The sequence below is a fragment of the Pseudomonas sp. JDS28PS106 genome, from assembly GCF_036706555.1.
Taxonomy (GTDB): domain Bacteria; phylum Pseudomonadota; class Gammaproteobacteria; order Pseudomonadales; family Pseudomonadaceae; genus Aquipseudomonas.
The window spans coordinates 441,198-459,137 of record NZ_JBAJGT010000002.1 but is presented as its reverse complement, the minus strand read 5'-3'; the positions used below and the strand labels follow the sequence as shown (position 1 = coordinate 459,137).

The following is a 17,940-nucleotide window of genomic DNA, read 5'->3' as shown; positions in this document are numbered from 1 at the left end:
TCCTTATGGCAGCAGGCTCTTCACGTTGATCGGCTCGGCTTCGTTCTGCGCGGCGCCCTTAGGCTTGCCGGCGACCGCCATGCCCGCGACGCGGTAGAAGTTGTATTCCGGGTTCTTGCCTGGGCCGGAGATCAGCAGGTCTTCCTTCTCGTAGACCAGATCCTGACGCTTGAAGTCGGCCATTTCGAAGTCCGGGGTGAGCTGGATCGCCGTGGTCGGGCAAGCTTCTTCGCACATGCCGCAGAAAATGCAGCGCGAGAAGTTGATGCGGAAGAAATCCGGATACCAGCGGCCGTCCTCGGTCTCGGCTTTCTGCAGGGAGATGCAACCGACCGGGCAGGCCACGGCGCACAGGTTGCAGGCCACGCAGCGCTCTTCGCCGTCAGGATCACGGGTCAGGACGATACGACCGCGGTAACGGGGCGGCAGGTAAACCGGTTCTTCCGGGTATTGCAGCGTGTCACGCTTGCGAAATGCATGTGAGAACACCATCACCAGGCTGCGAACCTGGGTATAGGTGCCATGCACGATGTTCCATAGATACTTGAGCATGGTTAAGTCCTCACTGACCCGCGGCAGGCGTGTTCAGCAACACGATTGCGGCGGTTACCAGCAGATTGATCAGGGTCAGCGGCAGGCAGAATTTCCAGCTGAAATCCATCACCTGGTCATAGCGCGGGCGTGGAATCGAAGCGCGCAGCAGGATGAACAGCATGATGAAGAACGCGGTCTTGAGCGCGAACCACATAAAGGAAAGCGAAGGCAGCAGATCGAACGGACCGTGCCAGCCGCCGAAGAACAGGGTGACCAGCAGCGCCGAGATCAGCACGATACCGATGTACTCACCCACAAAGAACATGCCCCATTTCATGCCGGCGTATTCAATGTGGTAACCGTCGGCCAGTTCCTGCTCCGCTTCCGGCTGGTCGAACGGGTGACGGTGAGTCACGGCCACGCCTGCGATGAAGAAGGTACAGAAACCCAGGAACTGCGGAATGATGAACCACAGGTTCTGCGCCTGGTACTCGACGATGTCGCGCATGTTGAACGAGCCCGCCTGGACCACCACGCCCATCAACGCCAGCCCCATGAACACTTCATAGGAGACGGTCTGAGCGGAGGCACGCAGGCTGCCGAGCAGGGCGAACTTGTTGTTGCTCGACCAGCCGGCGAACAGCACCGCGTAGACCGACAGACCGGCCATGGCAAAGAAGAACAGCAGGCCGATGTTCAGGTCGGCAACGCCCCAGGTCGGGGTGATCGGGATGATGGCGAAGGCGATCAGCAAGGCGCTCATGGCAACCACCGGCGCCAGGGTGAAGATCATCCTGTCGGCGAAAGGCGGGTTCCAGTCTTCCTTGAAGAACATCTTGATCATGTCGGCGGCGATCTGGAACGCGCCGAACGGACCGACGCGGTTCGGACCGTAGCGATCCTGCCAGAGCGCCAGCAGACGACGCTCGACCCAGCTCAGCAGCGCGCCGCAGATCACGACGGCCAGGAGGATGACGATGGCCTTGAGCACCGAAATGATCGCGTCCATTACGTCAGGGGTAAACCAGCTCATACTGCCGCCTCCTGCAGAGCATCCACGGTTTTGCCGGCGACTGCCGCGGGAATCCCTGCGAGGCCGACAGGCAATGCCACCAGCCCTGCGCCCAGTTCCTCGCTGACCCGCAGCGGCAGACGCAGTGTCTGGCCGGCGACGCTCACACTGAGCATCGCGCCATCATTGACGCCCAGACGATCCGCTTCGGATTTCGCCAGTGCCACGTAAGGCTGTGGGATGCGCTCTTGAACCGGAGCGGCCAGCGACGAGGTTTCCTCGCTGCCGAACAGGTGGAAGAAGGGCACTGCCTGCCAGGTCCCGCGCTGCGGCGAGAAGGCACCGGGTACGCCGGTGAACCAGGTCAGGGCATCGCCCTTGCTTTCGATCAGGCGAACACCGGGGTCGCCGGCGCGCAGATGACCGCCGACCTCGTCCTGGAACTTGTTCCAGGCCTGCGGGGAGTTCCAGCCCGGCGACCAGGCGAACGGGACCTGCTGACGCGGTTCGGCCGAACCCGAATAACCTTCCATCGAGAACGCGAAAGCGGTGTCCGGGTCCTGCGGGGTGCGGGGTTCGTGCACGCTGATGTTGGCGCGCATCGCGGTCCGGCCGCTGTAGCGCAGCGGTTCGCGAGCCAGTTTCAGACCCTTGATACGGAACGAAGCCGACGGTGCCGCGTTGACGATGCCGGCCAGCTGGGTGCTGCTGGCGGCGCAGGCCTCGGTGACATGGTCCAGTTGCGTCCAGTCCACCGGCTTGTTCAGAAGCGTTGCGCGCAGGGCATGCAGCCAGCGCCAGCCTTCATGAACCAGGATGCTGGCGTCCAGGTAGGTCGGATCGAACACTTGGAAGAAGCGCTGGGCGCGACCTTCCTGGCTGACCAGGGTGCCGTCGCCTTCGGCAAAGCTGGCAGCTGGCAGAACGAGGTGGGCGCGCTCGGTGGTGCGGGTGGTCTGGTGGTCGGCGACGATCACCACCTTGGCCGCGCTCAATGCCGCGTCCACAGTGGCCGCGTCGACACGGCGATACAGATCGTTTTCCAGCACTACGAGAGCGTCGGCCTGACCGGAAATCACTGCCTGCAAGGCAGCGTCGACCGAATCGCCGCCGAACATCGCCAGACCCATGCTGTTGGCTTCAGGGACGACGAGGCTGATGGAGCCTTGCTTGTCACGCAGCTTCAGCGCCTTGGCGATGTTCGCGGCCGCCTCGATCAGGGCGTTGGAACCCAGCGAGCCGCCGGAGATGACCAGCGGCCGTTTTGCAGCGAGCAGGGCGTCGGCGATGCGTTGCGCCAATGCGAGCGCTTCGCTGTCCAGACCTTCGACGGCCGGAGCGCTGGCGTCGATGGCGTGGGCAACGGCGAAACCGATCCGCGCCAGATCGTCTGGAGCGGCGTGCACGCACTCTTCGGCGACGTCATCCAGTCGCGTTTCCGCAAGGCTGGCGATGAACAGCGGGTTCAGTTCGTGCTGGCCGATGTTGTTCACCGCGGCATTGAGCCATGGTTGCACCTTCATGGCCGCGGCCATGTCTTCGGCCTTGCCCTTGACGGCCTGGCGCAGACCCAGCGCCATGCGCGCTGCCGTCTGGGTAAGGTCTTCGCCCAGTACGAAGATGGCGTCGTGGTCTTCGATGTCGCGCAGGGTCGGAACCGGCAGCGGACTGTCGTTGAGCACCTGCAGGATCAGCCGGATGCGCTCCAGCTCGCCGGCCTCGATGCCGCTGTAGAAGTGCTCGGCGCCCACCAGCTCGCGCAGGGCATAGTTGCTTTCCAGACTGGCGCGTGGCGAACCGATACCGACGATATTGCGCCCGCGCAGCATGTCTGCCGCCTTGTCCAGCGCGGCATCCAGGCTCAGCTTGACCTTGATCTGGCCGTCGGCCAGCAACGGCTGACGTGGACGATCCTTGCGGTTGACGTAGCCATAGCCGAAACGGCCACGGTCGCAGAGGAAATACTGGTTCACCGAGCCGTTGTAGCGGTTTTCGATGCGGCGCAGCTCGCCGTAGCGCTCGCCAGGGCTGATGTTGCAGCCGCTGGAGCAGCCATGGCAGATGCTCGGCGAGAACTGCATGTCCCACTTGCGGTTGTAGCGCTCGGAGTGGGTCTTGTCGGTGAACACGCCGGTAGGGCAGACCTCGGTGAGGTTGCCCGAGAACTCGCTTTCCAGGGTGCCGTCTTCGACGCGGCCGAAGTAGACGTTGTCGTGAGCACCGTAGACGCCCAGGTCAGTGCCGCCCGCGTAGTCCTTGTAGAAACGGACGCAGCGATAGCAGGCGATGCAGCGGTTCATCTCGTGAGCGATGAACGGACCCAGGTCCTGGTTCTGGTGAGTGCGCTTGGTGAAGCGATACCGGCGCTCGTTGTGGCCGGTCATCACGGTCATGTCCTGCAAGTGGCAGTGACCGCCTTCCTCGCACACCGGGCAGTCGTGCGGGTGGTTGGTCATCAGCCATTCGACGACGCTGGCGCGGAACGCCTTGGACTCTTCGTCATCGATGGAAATCCAGGTGTTGTCGGTGGCGGGTGTCATGCAGGACATGACGATGCGACCACGGGTGTCGTTCTCGTCGGTGTACTGCTTGACCGCGCACTGGCGACAGGCACCGACGCTGCCAAGAGCGGGGTGCCAGCAGAAGTAGGGAATGTCGAGTCCGAGGGACAGACAGGCCTGTAACAGGTTGTCTGCGCCATCGACTTCGAGCGCTTTGCCGTCTACGTGGATAGTAGCCATGGTTCAAAGTTCTTCGTTGGCCCGTTGTCAGCGGGCGTGGCTAATGGAATCTCGGTTGCAGCTGCCTCGATCAGCCCGGTGGGGCGTCGGCAGTTACGAGTCGACGGCCCGAAGGCCGCCAACCGGTGTGTCTTGTTATGCGCCAGCCGTGGTCGGATTGTTCGCGGTGGCGAACAGGGCGCCGGTCGCGGTACGCACAGGCGCGATGCCTGCCTCGAACTCGGACCGGAAGTATTTGATCGCGCTACCCAGTGGCTCGACGGCACCCGGTGCGTGGGCGCAGAAAGTCTTGCCGGGGCCGAGGAAGTTGACCAGGCCCAGCAGGGTCTCGATATCGCCGGGCTGACCCTGACCTTTCTCAATCGCGCGCAGCATCTTCACGCTCCACGGCAGGCCGTCGCGGCAAGGCGTGCAGAAACCGCACGACTCCTGGGCGAAGAACTCTTCCATGTTGCGCAGCAGCGACACCATATTGACCGAGTCGTCGACCGCCATCGCCAGACCGGTGCCCATACGGGTGCCGACCTTGGCGATGCCGCCAGCGTACATCTGGGCGTCCAGATGCTCGGGCAGCAGGAATCCGGTACCGGCGCCGCCAGGCTGCCAGCACTTGAGCTTGAAGCCGTCGCGCATGCCGCCGGCGTAGTCCTCGAACAGCTCGCGGGCCTGAACGCCGAACGGAAGCTCCCAGAGACCAGGGTTCTTCACCTTGCCGGAGAAGCCCATCAGCTTGGTGCCGTGGTCTTCGCTGCCTTCGCGCGCGAGCGACTTGTACCAGTCGTTGCCGTTGTTGACGATGGCCGGCACGTTGCACAGCGTCTCGACGTTGTTCACGCAGGTAGGCTTGCCCCAGACGCCAACGGCGGCGGGGAAGGGCGGTTTGGAACGCGGGTTGGCGCGACGGCCTTCCAGGGAGTTGATCAGCGCGGTTTCTTCGCCGCAAATGTAGCGTCCGGCGCCGGTGTGCACGAACAGCTCGAAGTCGAACCCGGTACCCAGAATGTTCTTGCCCAGCAACCCTGCGGCCTTGGCTTCGGCCACGGCCCGGTTGAGGTGCTTCGCGGCGGTGACGTATTCGCCACGCAGGAAGATGTAGCCGCGATACGCCTTGAGCGCCTTGGCGCTGATCAGCATGCCCTCGACCAGCAGATGGGGCAGTTGCTCCATCAGCATGCGGTCTTTCCAGGTGTTGGGCTCCATTTCATCCGCGTTGCACAGCAGGTAGCGGATGTTCAGGGATTCGTCCTTGGGCATCAGTCCCCACTTCACGCCTGTCGGGAAGCCCGCGCCGCCGCGTCCCTTGAGACCGGAGTCCTTGACCGCCTGCACGATGTCGTCCGGCGACTGTTCGAGCAACGCCTTGCGCGCCGCCGCGTAGCCATCCTTGGTCTGGTATTCGTCGAACCAGACCGGCTCGCCGTCGTCACGCAGACGCCAGGTCAGAGGATGGGTTTCCGCTGTCCGCGCGATGCGGTTGGCGGGGCCGAAGGAAGTGATGGTCATAGGTAACCCTCCAGCATCTTGGCAACGCCAGCGGGCTGTACATCGCCGAAAGTGTCATCGTCGACCATCACGGCCGGAGCCTTGTCGCAGTTGCCCAGGCAGCAAACCGGCAGCAGGGTGAAGCGGCCGTCGGCGGTCGTCTGGCCCAGGCCGATGCCCAATGAGTTCTTGATTTCGTCGACCACCGACTCGTGGCCGCCGATGAAGCACACCATGCTGTTGCAGACGCGGATGATGTGACGGCCAACTGGCTGGCGGAAGATCTGGCTGTAGAAGGTCGCGACGCCTTCGACATCGCTGGCGGGGATGCCGAGCAGTTCGCCGATGGCGTAAACCGCGCCATCCGGCACCCAGCCGCGTTCCTTCTGAACGATTTTCAGGGCTTCGATGGACGCTGCGCGCGGGTCCTCGTAGTGGTGCATTTCGTGCTCGATGGCCGAGCGCTCGGTTTCGCTCAGGACGAAACGGTCTGTCTGGATTAACGGGCTGTTCATGCTTAGCGGTCCACGTCGGCCATAACGAAGTCGATACTACCCAGGTACGCGATCAAGTCCGCGACCATGCTGCCTTTGATCACCGAAGGGATCTGCTGCAGGTGCGGGTAGCTCGGGGTACGAATCCGGGTGCGGTAGCTCATGGTGCCGCCGTCGCTCGTCAGGTAATAACTGTTGATGCCCTTGGTCGCTTCGATCATCTGGAAGGATTCGTTGGCCGGCATGACCGGACCCCACGAAACCTGCAGGAAGTGCGTGATCAAGGTTTCGATGTGCTGCAGCGTGCGCTCCTTGGGCGGCGGCGTGGTCAGCGGGTGATCCGCCTTGTACGGGCCTTCAGGCATGTTGCGCATGCACTGCTCGATGATGCGCAGGCTCTGGCGCATCTCCTCGACGCGAACCAGGCAGCGATCGTAGGCGTCGCCGTTGGCGGCCAGCGGCACTTCGAATTCGAAGTTCTCATAGCCCGAATATGGGCGCGCCTTGCGCAGATCGAAGTCCAGGCCAGTAGCACGCAGGCTCGGGCCGGTGACACCCCAGTCCAGCGCATGCCTGGTGTCGTAGGCGGCAACGCCGATGGTGCGGCCACGCAGGATGCTGTTGTCCAACGCCGCTTTCTGGTATTCGTCCAGACGCTTGGGCATCCACTCGACGAAGTCCTTGACCAGTTTTTCCCAGCCGCGTGGCAGATCGTGCGCGACGCCACCGATGCGGTACCAGGCCGGGTGCAGGCGGAAGCCGGTGATCGCTTCGATCACGGTGTAGGCGCGTTGGCGGTCGGTAAAGGTGAAGAACACCGGCGTCATCGCCCCGACGTCCTGGATGTAGGTGCCCAGGAACAGCAGGTGACTGGTGATGCGGAAGAACTCGGCCATCATGATACGGATCACGTTGACCCGGTCCGGCACGGTGATACCGGCCAGTTTTTCCACCGAGAGGACGTAGGGCAGGTTGTTCATCACCCCGCCCAGGTAGTCGACACGGTCGGTATAAGGGATGTAGCTGTGCCAGGACTGGCGCTCGCCCATCTTCTCCGCGCCACGGTGGTGGTAGCCGATATCCGGCACGCAATCGACGATCTCTTCGCCGTCCAGTTGCAGGATGATACGGAACGCACCGTGCGCGGACGGGTGGTTCGGGCCCAGGTTGAGGAACATGTAGTCCTCGTTCTTGCCCGACCGCTTCATGCCCCAGTCTTCAGGGCGGAAGCGCGCCGCTTCCTCTTCGAGCTGCTGCTTGGCGAGGGTCAGGCTGTAGGGATCGAATTCGGTCGCGCGGGCAGGGTAGTCCTTGCGCAGCGGGTGACCTTCCCAGGTCGGCGGCATCATGATGCGAGTCAGATGCGGGTGGCCAGGGAAGTCGATGCCGTACATGTCCCAGACTTCGCGCTCATACCAGTTGGCGTTCGGCCAGATACCGGTGACGCTCGGCATGCTGAGGTCGGCTTCCGACAAGGCCACCTTGATCATCACGTCGCTGTTCCGCTCCACCGACAGCAGGTGGTAGAACACGGTGAAATCGGCGCCCGGCAGGCCGCGGCGATGGGTCCGCAGCCGCTCGTCGACCCCGTGCAGGTCGTAGAGCATCGAGTAGGGCTTGGCCACCTGACGCAGGAACGTCAGCACTTCGATCAGCCGCGCTCGCTCGACCCACAGCACCGGCATGCCGGTGCGGGTCTGCTGGGCCGTGAAGGCGTCGGCGCCAAATCGGTTGGACAGTTCAACGACGACGTCTTGGTCGTCAGCCTTGTAAGGCGGGATGTACAGAGCGGTGTCTGCAGTCATAGGTCTCAATCACTTCGGTCAACGTACAGAATCAGCCCGGTTGGTCTTGTTGTAAGAAGAACGGGCTGGATCAGACTTCGTCGGGGCTGCGCAGGTTTGTGACCTGAATACGCTGTTCGCGGCGCTGTTCCTTTTGCGACGGCATGTCGGCGCGATACACGCCTTGCTCGCCGACGACCCAGGAAAGTGGGCGACGCTCCTGGCCGATCGATTCCTGCAACAGCATCAGGCCTTGCAGGAATGCCTCGGGGCGGGGCGGGCAGCCGGGCACGTAGACATCCACAGGAAGGAACTTGTCGACTCCCTGTACTACGGAATAGATGTCATACATGCCACCGGAGTTGGCACAGGCGCCCATCGAGATCACCCACTTGGGCTCCAGCATCTGTTCGTACAGGCGCTGAATGACCGGGGCCATCTTGATGAACGGGGTGCCGGCAATCACCATGAAGTCCGCCTGACGCGGCGATGCCCGAATCACTTCGGCGCCGAATCGGGCGATATCGTGGGGAGCGGTGAACGCGGTGGTCATTTCCACGTAGCAGCAGGACAGGCCGAAGTTGTACGGCCACAGGGAGTTCTTACGTCCCCAGTTGACCGCGCCGTTCAGCACGTCTTCCAGCTTGCCCATGAAAACGTTCTTGTGGACCTGATCCTCTAAAGGATCGGAAACGGTCTCCCGTTTACCGATGGGATACTGCTCGTTAGGAGCATCCGGGTCGATCCTGGTGAGATTGTATTGCATCGCCAAAGCCTCATTGTTTTAGCTTCGCCTGCCGCGTACGACGACCTTCGGGTGCCCAATCGAGCGCCCCCACCCGCCATAGGTAGACAAGACCTGCCAACAGAATTGCTATGAAAACGAGAGCTTCGACGAATCCGGTCCAGCCGCTTTCGCGGACGGACACAGACCAGGCAAAGAGAAAAAGGGCTTCAATGTCAAAGATCACGAACAGCATCGCGACCAGATAGAATTTTGCGGAAAAACGCAGGCGGGCGCTGCCGGTGGGCAGCATGCCGGATTCGAACGGTTCGTTCTTGCTGCGGCCCCAGGCCTTGCTGCCGAGCAGGCTGGACAGACCGAGCATGAAGGCACAAAGCCCTACGACACCCAAAAGGAAAATGGCGAAGCCCCAGTTGTGGGCGATCAGTCCTGTCGATTCGGGCATGCTGGCAGTCCTTATAGAGAGCAAAGGTCTCTGTGCTTGGTAAAGAGTTCAGGCAGTGACGAATTGTCGCAGTGCGTCAGCGGAGTGATTTTATGTGCAAACAGTGGGCAAGTAAATTTTCTACATCAAAATTATTCGAAGAATTAATCGCCGGGTGTTGATCCGTTTGGATGCAAGCGAGGCGGGCCGGGGCCTGCAGCGGTTTGGAGCAACTATGTTACAGCACTCGAAAAGGACTTAATGCCAAACTGAATGATAATTACTATCATCTGAACCGTTGTTTTCTTACCTACATCGCAGCATTGACAACAAACTGCGCTTATTGGTCGCAGCAGTTGTAACAAAGAATGGGCAGGACGATGTTGTCCAGGATCAATACAGGAGGGCGAAATGACGAGCCGCCCTGTCGAGCGGCTCGTCATTGGGGAGGGGTCGGTCAGTGGAACTGCTCTTCTTCGGTGGATCCCTTCAGTGCGGTCACTGACGACACGCCGCCCTGGATGACGGTGGTCATATCATCGAAATAACCGGTGCCCACCTCCTGCTGATGCGCCACGAAGGTGTAGCCTTTGGCGGCGTCGGCGAACTCCTGTTCCTGAAGCTTCACGTAGGCCGTCATATCGTTACGGGCATAGTCATGGGCCAGATTGAACATCCCGTGCCACATGTTGTGAATGCCGGCCAGGGTGATGAACTGATGCTTGTAGCCCATCGCCGACAGCTCCCGCTGGAATTTGGCGATGGTCGCGTCGTCCAGATTCTTCTTCCAGTTGAAGGATGGCGAACAGTTGTAGGAGAGCAGCTGCTCCGGATATTCCTTCTTGATGGCTTCGGCGAAGCGACGGGCCTCGTCCAGATCCGGCTTCGCGGTTTCGCACCAGATCAGATCGGCATAGGGCGCGTACGCCAGGCCGCGCGAGATGGCCTGATCGAGGCCCGCGCGTACTTTATAGAAGCCTTCCGGGGTGCGAGTGCCGGTGACGAACGGCTGGTCGTACGGATCGCAGTCGGAGGTCAGCAGATCCGCGGCGTTGGCGTCGGTTCGCGCCAGGATGATCGTCGGTACGCCGGCGACATCAGCGGCGAGGCGGGCAGCGACCAGTTTCTGCACGGCCTCCTGAGTCGGGACCAGCACCTTGCCGCCCATATGGCCGCATTTCTTCACCGACGCCAGCTGATCCTCGAAATGGACGCCGGCGGCGCCCGCCTCAATCATGTGTTTCATCAGCTCATAGGCATTGAGCACGCCGCCAAAGCCAGCTTCGGCATCGGCCACAATGGGCGCGAAGTAATCGATATAACCTTCGTCGCCTGGGTTCTTGCCGGCCTTCCACTGGATCTGGTCGGCCCGGGCAAACGAATTGTTGATGCGCTTGACCACGGTCGGCACCGAGTCCACCGGGTACAGCGATTGATCGGGGTACATGGATTCGGCCGAGTTGTTGTCGGCGGCCACCTGCCAGCCCGACAGATAGATCGCCTGAATTCCCGCCTTGACCTGCTGTACGGCCTGGCCGCCGGTCAGCGCGCCCATGCAGTTGACGAAGTCTTTGTCCGGGCGGAACGGCGGGTGAGCGCCCTGGGTCACCAGCTTCCAGAGTTTTTCGGCGCCCACTCTCGCCAGGGTGTGTTCGGGCTGTACCGAACCGCGCAGGCGCACTACATCGGCAGCGCTATAAGTGCGGGTGACGTTCTTCCAGCGGGGATTTTCATTCCAGTCTTTCTCAAGCGCCGCTATTTGTTGTTCGCGTGTCAGTGCCATGGAGATAAACCTCATTGAAGTAGGCCTTGCGTGAAAGTCCTGCTCCGCCAAAAAGCCTCGTTTATCGAAGGCACGGGATATGGCTGCTCACTGCTCAGTACGCTTGCAAGAATCCGGGGGCCGCGGTCGATCGTGACGGCGACGGTGAACGAAAAAGGCTCGAGGTAGAGCGGGTGCGCGGGCAATTCGAATGGGCGGGCAGGCACGCAGTGACTGCACCGTTTCCTCGACAGGCATTGCCGTTCGACCGGTTGATCGCTTCCGTCCCTCGGGACAACTTCGTTCCAGTCGCAATCTCGTCAACCTGCCTTGTGGGCGGTGCGGACACGAATCGGCTCGACGGGTAGGTTCGGGCGCGATTCGAAGGCTTTGCAAGAGCCTCTGATCAGCGGGAGCGAGGCCATCATGCCTCGGGGTCCCGGGTCCGTCAAACACTTTGTAGTGCTATTTATAGGTCACTACATAATCGTTTGAACGCGACCCGGCGGTCACCAAAAGGCCCGCCGGTGCTGGTCCGGTGGGCGAACGCCTAGTCCAGGCTGTCGACCTTGACCCGCAGCACCATGTCGTTGCGACTTTGAGTGGAGTAGCGTTTGGCGATGCCGCGCTGATCGGCCACCGACCGACCGCTGTGACCGGCCAGGGTGATCCACTCGCCCAGGCGCCCGCTGACTTTGCTGTCGGTGCTCTGAACGTTGATGGTGTCCGGACGCTCCTGGCTCAAGCGGTCGCGGTTGGTGCTGATCTCGAGGTGCACGATGTCGCCGGTCACGGTCGCGGTGACGTAAAACCCCTGTGTCACGTTGCGGTATTCGGTTTCACTCTGGGCGTAACCGTAGGAGTCGGTAGAAGAGGTGGTGAGCGGTACGCTCTGGCCGACCTGTATCAGCGCCGGAGTCCCTTCGCTGGTCTGGACCTGCTGGACGCCGCCTTCGCGGCTGGCGGTGCCGTAGCTGATGATCCGCGAAGGGCTGGTGCCACTGCTGTCGCGGGCCGCGCTGTCGCTGGTGTCAACGCTGATCAGCAGACGTTTGGGCGCCGTATCCAGTTGTGCGAGCAGAGCACGCAGTTCCTCGATCTTCCTTGGCTCGGCGTTGACGATCAGCTGATTACCGTAGCTGTTGACCGTGCCATCCTGGCCAATGAAGGACTGGGCCACGGGCAGGAGCTCGTCGCTGGTCCGGTAGTTGAGCGGAACCACTTCGGTTGCGGCGTATAGCCAGGTACTGAAAGCGGCGAGCAAGAAAGCGATCAACAGACGTCCGGACATGAGCATTCTCCATAGCAGGCGCTTGACGCCCGAGTGTGCCAGTTTGTCGGCCTGGGGCGGGGCAAGTTGAGCATACAGACAGCAAAACGCCCCGCGAATCCCGTTTCAGCGACCTTATGGCCGGCAAAGCGGGGCAGGGCGTCAGCTCATGTAGTGCCTGGAATGGCAGCTACATTTTTCCGGGGCAAGCGCGACGGATCATGTCCACATGGGGCAGGCCGGCTTCGAGAAACTCTTCGCTGACCACGGTAAATCCGAAGCGCTCATAGAAAGCGACCGCCTGGACCTGGGCGCTGAGCCGCTGTTCTGTCAGCCCGCGCTGTTCTGCTTCATGGATCACGGCCTTGAGCAGCGCGTCGCCCACGGTCATCCCGCGCCAGTCCTTGAGCACCGAAAGCCGACCGATTTCGCCATCCGGCAGCAGCCGCGCCGTGCCGATGGCGAAGTCACCTTCGTAGGCCAGAAAATGCACGGCGTCGATGTCTTCTGCATCCCATTCCAGTTCTGGAGGCACCGATTGCTCGGCCACGAAGACAGCGTCCCGGACCCGGCGGATATCGGCGTTGTTCTTGTGCCAGTCTGCAACGGATACGGTGGTTCTATTCATCGGCAAATCCCAGGCTTCCTTGTTTCACGAGCTCGCACAGCAGCCCGCGTCCTTCATCGTCCGCCAGCCAGTGACCGAGGTTCTCGATGTGCAGCGAGTCGGCGGCGCAGATCAGTTTGAGCAGGTCGCGCAGGTTGCCCGGCAACAGGCGGCTCTGTCCACTGGCAAACAGTAACAAATCCTCATCGACCTCCGACCATGCCAGACGCGCGCTTGGGTTGCGGATCAGGATCGCGCCTTGCTCCAGACTGTCGAGCAGTTCTTGTTCGTCGAGTTCCGCGCCTGCGACCAGCTCGGGATAGCGCGGCTCGGTCATGAACTGGCCGAACCAGGTCAGCAGCAGGCGTTCGTCACCCATGTGCTCGGCCAGCAGGGCTTTCAGGCGGTCAAGGGCGTCGTGCTGGATCTGATACGGGTCCGCCACCGGCTGTGCGTCGGCGTCGGTATAGCGCTCTTCGTCAGGAATGAACTGGCTCAGGAAGTCGGTGAAATGGGTAAGCACTTCCGCGGCGCTCGGCGCGCGGAAACCCACCGAGTAGGTCAGGCAGTCGTCGACGGCGACACCGCAGTGTGCCAGGCGCGGCGGCAGATAGAGCATGTCGCCGGGTTCCAGGGTCCATTCTTCGCTGGTTTCGAATTCGGCGAGGATGCGCAGGTCCGCGTGTTGCAACAAGGGACTCTGCGAGTCGCACATCTGGCCGACCTGCCAGTGGCGCTTGCCATGCCCTTGCAGCAGGAAAACGTCGTAGTTGTCGAAATGCGGACCGACGCTGCCGCCCGGCGCGGCGTAGCTGATCATCACGTCATCGATGCGCCAGCTGGGCAGGAAGCGGAAGTTTTCCAGCAACTCGCTGACTTCCGGAACGAACTGGTCCACGGCCTGCACCAGCAGTGTCCACTCGCGCTCGGGCAGCTTGCTGAATTCATCCTCGGCGAACGGGCCACGGCGCAGTTCCCAGGGGCGCTCGCCATGTTCGATCACCAATCGCGATTCGACTTCTTCTTCCAGGGCCAGGCCCGCCAGTTCGTCCGGGTCGATCGGGCTCTGGAAATCCGGCATGGCCTGACGGACCAGAAGGGGCTTTTTCTGCCAGTAGTCACGCAGGAAGGTGCGCGCGCTCATACCACCCAGAAGTTGAAGAGGAATATCAGGATTCATGTCTAAGCCCTTGAAATGAAAACGCCCGGCACAGCCGGGCGTGCTTTTAGTACCGCGTGATCAGATACGCTTGGCTTGCGCCGCTGCGTTACCGATGTAATTGGCTGGAGTCAGCTGCTTGAGCTCGGCCTTGGCCTGAGCAGGCATGTCCAGCCCGTCGATGAATGTTTGCAGCGCCTCGGGGCTGATGCCCTTGCCGCGAGTCAGCTCCTTGAGCTTCTCGTACGGGTTTTCGATGTTGTAGCGACGCATGACAGTCTGGATCGGCTCGGCCAGGACTTCCCAGCAGGCGTCCAGGTCAGCAGCCAGACGCTGTTCGTTCAGTTCCAGCTTGCCGATGCCTTTGAGGCTGGCTTCATAAGCGATGACGCTGTGGGCGAAGCCCACGCCCAGGTTGCGCAGGACGGTGGAGTCGGTCAGGTCACGCTGCCAGCGGGAGATCGGCAACTTGCTCGCCAGGTGCTGGAACAGTGCGTTGGCGATGCCCAGGTTGCCTTCGGAGTTTTCGAAGTCGATCGGGTTGACCTTGTGCGGCATGGTCGAAGAGCCGATCTCGCCCGCGACAGTGCGCTGCTTGAAATAACCCAGGGAAATGTAGCCCCAGATGTCGCGGTCGAAATCGATCAGGATCGTGTTGAAACGTGCGATGGCGTCGAACAGCTCGGCAATGTAGTCATGCGGCTCAATCTGGGTGGTGTAGGGGTTAAAGCCCAGGCCCAGCTCGTCCTCGATGAAGGCGCGCGCGTTGGCTTCCCAGTCGATGTCGGCATAGGCCGACAGGTGTGCATTGTAGTTGCCGACGGCGCCGTTGATCTTGCCCAGTAGCGGAACGGCGGCGACCTGCGCGATCTGGCGCTCCAGGCGATAGACGACGTTGGCCAGTTCCTTGCCCAGGGTGGTCGGCGAAGCCGGCTGGCCGTGGGTGCGCGACAGCATCGGCACGTCGGCGAAGCGGATCGCCAGCTCGCGGATGGCTTCGGCGATCTGGCGCATCAGCGGCAGCGCCACCTGATCGCGGCCTTCACGCAGCATCAGCGCGTGGGACAGGTTGTTGATGTCTTCGCTGGTGCAGGCGAAGTGGATGAATTCGCTGACCTTGTCCAGCTCCGGCAGCTTGGCCGCCTGTTCCTTGAGCAGGTACTCCACGGCCTTGACGTCGTGGTTGGTGGTGCGCTCGATTTCTTTCACGCGCTCGGCGTGCTCGACCGAGAAGTCTTCGGCCAGCGCATCGAGAATGGCATTGGCTTCGGCGGAGAACGCCGGGACTTCGGTGATCTGTGGGTGGGCTGCCAGACGCTGGAGCCAGCGCACCTCGACCATCACGCGAAAACGGATCAGGCCGTATTCGCTGAAGATCGGGCGCAGGGCCTGGGTTTTGCCGGCGTAACGGCCATCAACAGGGGAAACCGCAGTGAGCGAAGAAAGCTGCATGGGGTGCTCTCGGACAGTCGGGCAACGAAAAGGGCGCGTATCATACACGAAATACCGGCCTGACTGGAGCAGGCCGACCAGCGTCGAGGGCGCCGTGCCCGGTGGTTGGAGTCGTCGTTGCGCGGCGGGTCAGCCGTGCAGCAACGGATAGAGTTCTTTCAATAACTTGCGTCGGCTGAAGACGAGTTGCCAGCGGTGTCCGCCAACTTGCCGCCACAGGCGCGCCGAGCGGATACCGGCCAGCAGAATGGCGCGGATCTTCGAGGCGTTGCTCGGTTGCTGCAGGTTGCGCATGTCGCCATGCACCTGGATACGCTGGCGCAAAGTGCTCAGGGTATCCTGATACAGCGCGCCGGCCGCGGCGATGACGTTCTCATGGGCCACACCGAAGTGCTCGACCTGGGACTGGATGACCGGGATGCGCTTGCCGATGGCTTCGAGCATGTCGTCGCGCTTGGCGAGCTGACGCTCCAGCCCCAGCATGGACAGGGCGTAGCGCAGCGGCTCGCGCTGCAGCGTCGCCGGATCGCGCTCCAGGGCGCTGGCCATGGCGCGATACCCCTCACGCAGGTTCAGGTCATCGCCGCCGTACACATCCAGTGTGTCCTTGGGGTCCAGCACAAGCAGGCTGCCGATCATGCAGCCCAGCGCCGCTTCGCTGATCTGTCCGGTCTTGGCGATCCGGTCCACCAGCACGGCCGCCTGAAACACGCCGCCCAAGGCGATCAGTTGCTCCTGAGTCGGGGTCATCAGCGCTTGTCCTTGTCGGTCCAGGGCTCGGCGGACTCGATCACACCGCCGCCCAGGCAGATTTCACCGTCGTAGAACACCACCGACTGGCCCGGCGTCACGGCGCGTTGCGGCTCGTCGAACACCGCGCGGTAGCCGTCCGCGGTCCGCTCCAGGGTGCAGTGCTGATCGCTCTGGCGATAGCGGACCTTGGCGGTCAGCCGACGCGGCGCGCTCAGGTCCACCGGGTTGACCCAGAAGATCTGCGAAGCGAGCAGGGCGCGGGAGAACAGCCATGGATGCTCGTTGCCCTGGCCAACGATCAGCTCGTTGTGTTCCAGGTCCTTGACAAGCACGTACCACGGATCGTCGCCGGCATCCTTGAGGCCGCCGATGCCCAGGCCCTGGCGCTGGCCGATGGTGTGGTACATCAGGCCATTGTGACGGCCGATGACTTCGCCTTCGGTGGTCTTGATCTCGCCGGGTTGCGCGGGCAGGTACTGGCGCAGGAAATCGGTGAAACGACGCTCGCCGATGAAGCAGATGCCCGTGGAGTCCTTCTTCTTGGCGGTTGCCAGGCCGTGTTTCTCGGCAATGGCGCGAACCTCGGGTTTCTCCAGTTCGCCGACCGGGAACAGGGTGCGCGCGATCTGCTCGCCGCCTACCGCGTGGAGGAAGTAGCTCTGGTCCTTGTTCGGGTCCAGACCCTTGAGCAGTTCGGTACGGCCGTCGACATCCCGGCGGCGCACGTAGTGGCCGGTCGCGATCAGGTCCGCGCCCAGCGCCAGGGCGTAGTCGAGGAACGCCTTGAACTTGATTTCACGGTTGCACAGGATATCCGGGTTGGGGGTGCGCCCGGCCTTGTATTCTTCAAGGAAATGCTCGAAGACGTTATCCCAGTATTCGGCGGCGAAGTTGGCCGTGTGCAGCTTGATGTCGATCCGGTCGCAGACGGCCTGGGCATCGGCAAGGTCTTCGCGCGCGGTGCAGTATTCCGTTCCGTCGTCTTCTTCCCAGTTCTTCATGAACAGGCCTTCCACCTGGTAGCCCTGCTCCATGAGCAGAACGGCGGAAACGGAAGAATCCACGCCGCCGGACATGCCGACTATGACGCGTTTCTTGTCAGGGCTGGTGAGGGCTGGATCACGCATGGGGATTCGATGGGTGGCCTGTAAAAGGACGCGATTCTATCAGGCTGGCGGCGCGGAGTCTCACGCCTTGTCGCGCAGCAGGTCGAGACTGAAGCGTTCGCCGTTCAGATAATCGTCCACACAGCGCAGCACCAGCTCGCTGCGCCAGCGCTCTTGCTGGGCGATCAGCTCCTCGCGGGTCAGCCAGACGGCACCGATGATGCCTTCATCGAGCGCATAATCTTCGCGGTGCCGCAGGGCATTGGCCGCGAAACAGATCCGCTGATAGGTCACGCCGTTGCTGGGGGCGGTGTACAGGTAGATGCCGACCACGCCGGTCAGCTCGATATCCCAGCCGGTTTCTTCAAGGGTTTCGCGCACGGCGGCATGTTGCAGGCTTTCATTGGGGTCCAGATGCCCCGCGGGCTGATTGAGCACCGCCCGGCCTTGCTTGAGTTCTTCGACGCACAGGAATCGCCCATGGTCTTCGACGATGGTGGCGACGGTCACGTGGGCTTGCCAGTCCATGGATCTCGTTCCTCGGATGGGGGAGAAGAGATAGTGCCAGAGTTTGTCGTGGCGCAGAAACACCAACCCCGGCACGAGGCCGGGGCT

Annotated in this window: 16 protein-coding genes; all 16 read right to left on the bottom strand. The window is 62.1% G+C overall.

All coding sequences use genetic code 11. The annotated features are described in order from the left end of the window. Positions 1–3: 3 nt before the first annotated feature. Positions 4–552 (bottom strand): NADH-quinone oxidoreductase subunit NuoI, encoded by a 549-nt coding sequence (nuoI, locus tag TRP66_RS05260; protein WP_333400310.1) that lies wholly within the window; start codon positions 550–552, stop codon positions 4–6. A gap of 10 nt (positions 553–562) precedes the next feature. Beyond that, positions 563–1,567, bottom strand: coding sequence for an NADH-quinone oxidoreductase subunit NuoH (nuoH, locus tag TRP66_RS05255; RefSeq protein ID WP_333400309.1), 1,005 nt, complete (start codon positions 1,565–1,567; stop codon positions 563–565). Beyond that, positions 1,564–4,287, bottom strand: a complete 2,724-nt coding sequence (nuoG, locus tag TRP66_RS05250) for an NADH-quinone oxidoreductase subunit NuoG (RefSeq protein WP_333400308.1) — start codon at positions 4,285–4,287, stop codon at positions 1,564–1,566. The genes nuoH and nuoG overlap by 4 nt, the downstream gene beginning before the upstream one ends. A 135-nt stretch (positions 4,288–4,422) precedes the next feature. After that, positions 4,423–5,790, bottom strand: a complete 1,368-nt coding sequence (gene nuoF / locus TRP66_RS05245; protein ID WP_333400307.1) for an NADH-quinone oxidoreductase subunit NuoF — start codon at positions 5,788–5,790, stop codon at positions 4,423–4,425. Then, the gene (gene nuoE, locus TRP66_RS05240; protein ID WP_333400306.1) at positions 5,787–6,284 is read right to left on the bottom strand and encodes an NADH-quinone oxidoreductase subunit NuoE; all 498 of its coding nucleotides are present in this window, start codon (positions 6,282–6,284) and stop codon (positions 5,787–5,789) included. Before nuoE ends, nuoF begins: the two co-directional genes overlap by 4 nt. A 2-nt stretch (positions 6,285–6,286) precedes the next feature. Continuing rightward, a complete protein-coding gene (nuoC, locus tag TRP66_RS05235; protein WP_333400305.1) occupies positions 6,287–8,068 on the bottom strand; it encodes an NADH-quinone oxidoreductase subunit C/D in 1,782 nt (593 codons plus the stop codon). 70 nt (positions 8,069–8,138) lie between these two features. Further along, on the bottom strand, positions 8,139–8,813 hold the full coding sequence (locus tag TRP66_RS05230) for a NuoB/complex I 20 kDa subunit family protein (RefSeq protein WP_333400304.1): 675 nt from the start codon (positions 8,811–8,813) through the stop codon (positions 8,139–8,141). Positions 8,814–8,823: 10 nt separating this feature from the next. Beyond that, positions 8,824–9,237 (bottom strand): NADH-quinone oxidoreductase subunit A, encoded by a 414-nt coding sequence (locus TRP66_RS05225; RefSeq protein ID WP_125832732.1) that lies wholly within the window; start codon positions 9,235–9,237, stop codon positions 8,824–8,826. A 436-nt stretch (positions 9,238–9,673) separates the two neighbouring features. Further along, complete coding sequence (gene aceA, locus TRP66_RS05220; protein ID WP_333400303.1) at positions 9,674–10,999, bottom strand: isocitrate lyase; 1,326 nt, start codon at positions 10,997–10,999, stop codon at positions 9,674–9,676. Positions 11,000–11,528: 529 nt separating this feature from the next. After that, positions 11,529–12,275 carry a secretin N-terminal domain-containing protein gene (locus tag TRP66_RS05215; RefSeq protein WP_442965166.1) on the bottom strand — a complete coding sequence of 249 codons (747 nt, stop codon included), beginning with the start codon at positions 12,273–12,275 and terminating at the stop codon, positions 11,529–11,531. Between the two features lie 163 nt (positions 12,276–12,438). Continuing rightward, positions 12,439–12,876 (bottom strand): GNAT family N-acetyltransferase, encoded by a 438-nt coding sequence (locus TRP66_RS05210; RefSeq protein ID WP_333400301.1) that lies wholly within the window; start codon positions 12,874–12,876, stop codon positions 12,439–12,441. Continuing rightward, positions 12,869–14,035 (bottom strand): ribosomal protein uL16 3-hydroxylase, encoded by a 1,167-nt coding sequence (locus TRP66_RS05205; protein WP_333400300.1) that lies wholly within the window; start codon positions 14,033–14,035, stop codon positions 12,869–12,871. The genes TRP66_RS05210 and TRP66_RS05205 overlap by 8 nt, the downstream gene beginning before the upstream one ends. 60 nt (positions 14,036–14,095) lie before the next feature. After that, positions 14,096–15,466 carry an adenylosuccinate lyase gene (purB, locus tag TRP66_RS05200; RefSeq protein ID WP_333400299.1) on the bottom strand — a complete coding sequence of 457 codons (1,371 nt, stop codon included), beginning with the start codon at positions 15,464–15,466 and terminating at the stop codon, positions 14,096–14,098. A gap of 129 nt (positions 15,467–15,595) precedes the next feature. Then, positions 15,596–16,216, bottom strand: coding sequence for a high frequency lysogenization protein HflD (gene hflD / locus TRP66_RS05195; protein WP_333400298.1), 621 nt, complete (start codon positions 16,214–16,216; stop codon positions 15,596–15,598). Continuing rightward, complete coding sequence (mnmA, locus tag TRP66_RS05190; RefSeq protein ID WP_333400297.1) at positions 16,216–17,346, bottom strand: tRNA 2-thiouridine(34) synthase MnmA; 1,131 nt, start codon at positions 17,344–17,346, stop codon at positions 16,216–16,218. Before mnmA ends, hflD begins: the two co-directional genes overlap by 1 nt. Before the next feature lie 60 nt (positions 17,347–17,406). Then, positions 17,407–17,853: an NUDIX hydrolase gene (locus tag TRP66_RS05185; protein ID WP_333400296.1), complete on the bottom strand. Its 447-nt coding sequence runs from the start codon at positions 17,851–17,853 to the stop codon at positions 17,407–17,409. Between the last annotated feature and the right edge of the window lie 87 nt (positions 17,854–17,940).

What these genes read in the sequence shown, in the direction of transcription:
- TRP66_RS05230 (WP_333400304.1), bottom strand. Translation starts at nt 8,813, where the DNA reads ATGCAATACAATCTCACCAGGATCGACCCGGATGCTCCTAACGAGCAG.
- nuoC (WP_333400305.1), bottom strand. Translation starts at nt 8,068, where the DNA reads ATGACTGCAGACACCGCTCTGTACATCCCGCCTTACAAGGCTGACGAC.
- TRP66_RS05185 (WP_333400296.1), bottom strand. Translation starts at nt 17,853, where the DNA reads ATGGACTGGCAAGCCCACGTGACCGTCGCCACCATCGTCGAAGACCAT.
- TRP66_RS05215 (WP_442965166.1), bottom strand. Translation starts at nt 12,275, where the DNA reads ATGCTCATGTCCGGACGTCTGTTGATCGCTTTCTTGCTCGCCGCTTTC.
- TRP66_RS05205 (WP_333400300.1), bottom strand. Translation starts at nt 14,035, where the DNA reads ATGAATCCTGATATTCCTCTTCAACTTCTGGGTGGTATGAGCGCGCGC.
- nuoF (WP_333400307.1), bottom strand. Translation starts at nt 5,790, where the DNA reads ATGACCATCACTTCCTTCGGCCCCGCCAACCGCATCGCGCGGACAGCG.
- TRP66_RS05210 (WP_333400301.1), bottom strand. Translation starts at nt 12,876, where the DNA reads ATGAATAGAACCACCGTATCCGTTGCAGACTGGCACAAGAACAACGCC.
- TRP66_RS05225 (WP_125832732.1), bottom strand. Translation starts at nt 9,237, where the DNA reads ATGCCCGAATCGACAGGACTGATCGCCCACAACTGGGGCTTCGCCATT.
- nuoE (WP_333400306.1), bottom strand. Translation starts at nt 6,284, where the DNA reads ATGAACAGCCCGTTAATCCAGACAGACCGTTTCGTCCTGAGCGAAACC.
- hflD (WP_333400298.1), bottom strand. Translation starts at nt 16,216, where the DNA reads ATGACCCCGACTCAGGAGCAACTGATCGCCTTGGGCGGCGTGTTTCAG.
- mnmA (WP_333400297.1), bottom strand. Translation starts at nt 17,346, where the DNA reads ATGCGTGATCCAGCCCTCACCAGCCCTGACAAGAAACGCGTCATAGTC.
- nuoG (WP_333400308.1), bottom strand. Translation starts at nt 4,287, where the DNA reads ATGGCTACTATCCACGTAGACGGCAAAGCGCTCGAAGTCGATGGCGCA.
- nuoH (WP_333400309.1), bottom strand. Translation starts at nt 1,567, where the DNA reads ATGAGCTGGTTTACCCCTGACGTAATGGACGCGATCATTTCGGTGCTC.
- purB (WP_333400299.1), bottom strand. Translation starts at nt 15,466, where the DNA reads ATGCAGCTTTCTTCGCTCACTGCGGTTTCCCCTGTTGATGGCCGTTAC.
- nuoI (WP_333400310.1), bottom strand. Translation starts at nt 552, where the DNA reads ATGCTCAAGTATCTATGGAACATCGTGCATGGCACCTATACCCAGGTT.
- aceA (WP_333400303.1), bottom strand. Translation starts at nt 10,999, where the DNA reads ATGGCACTGACACGCGAACAACAAATAGCGGCGCTTGAGAAAGACTGG.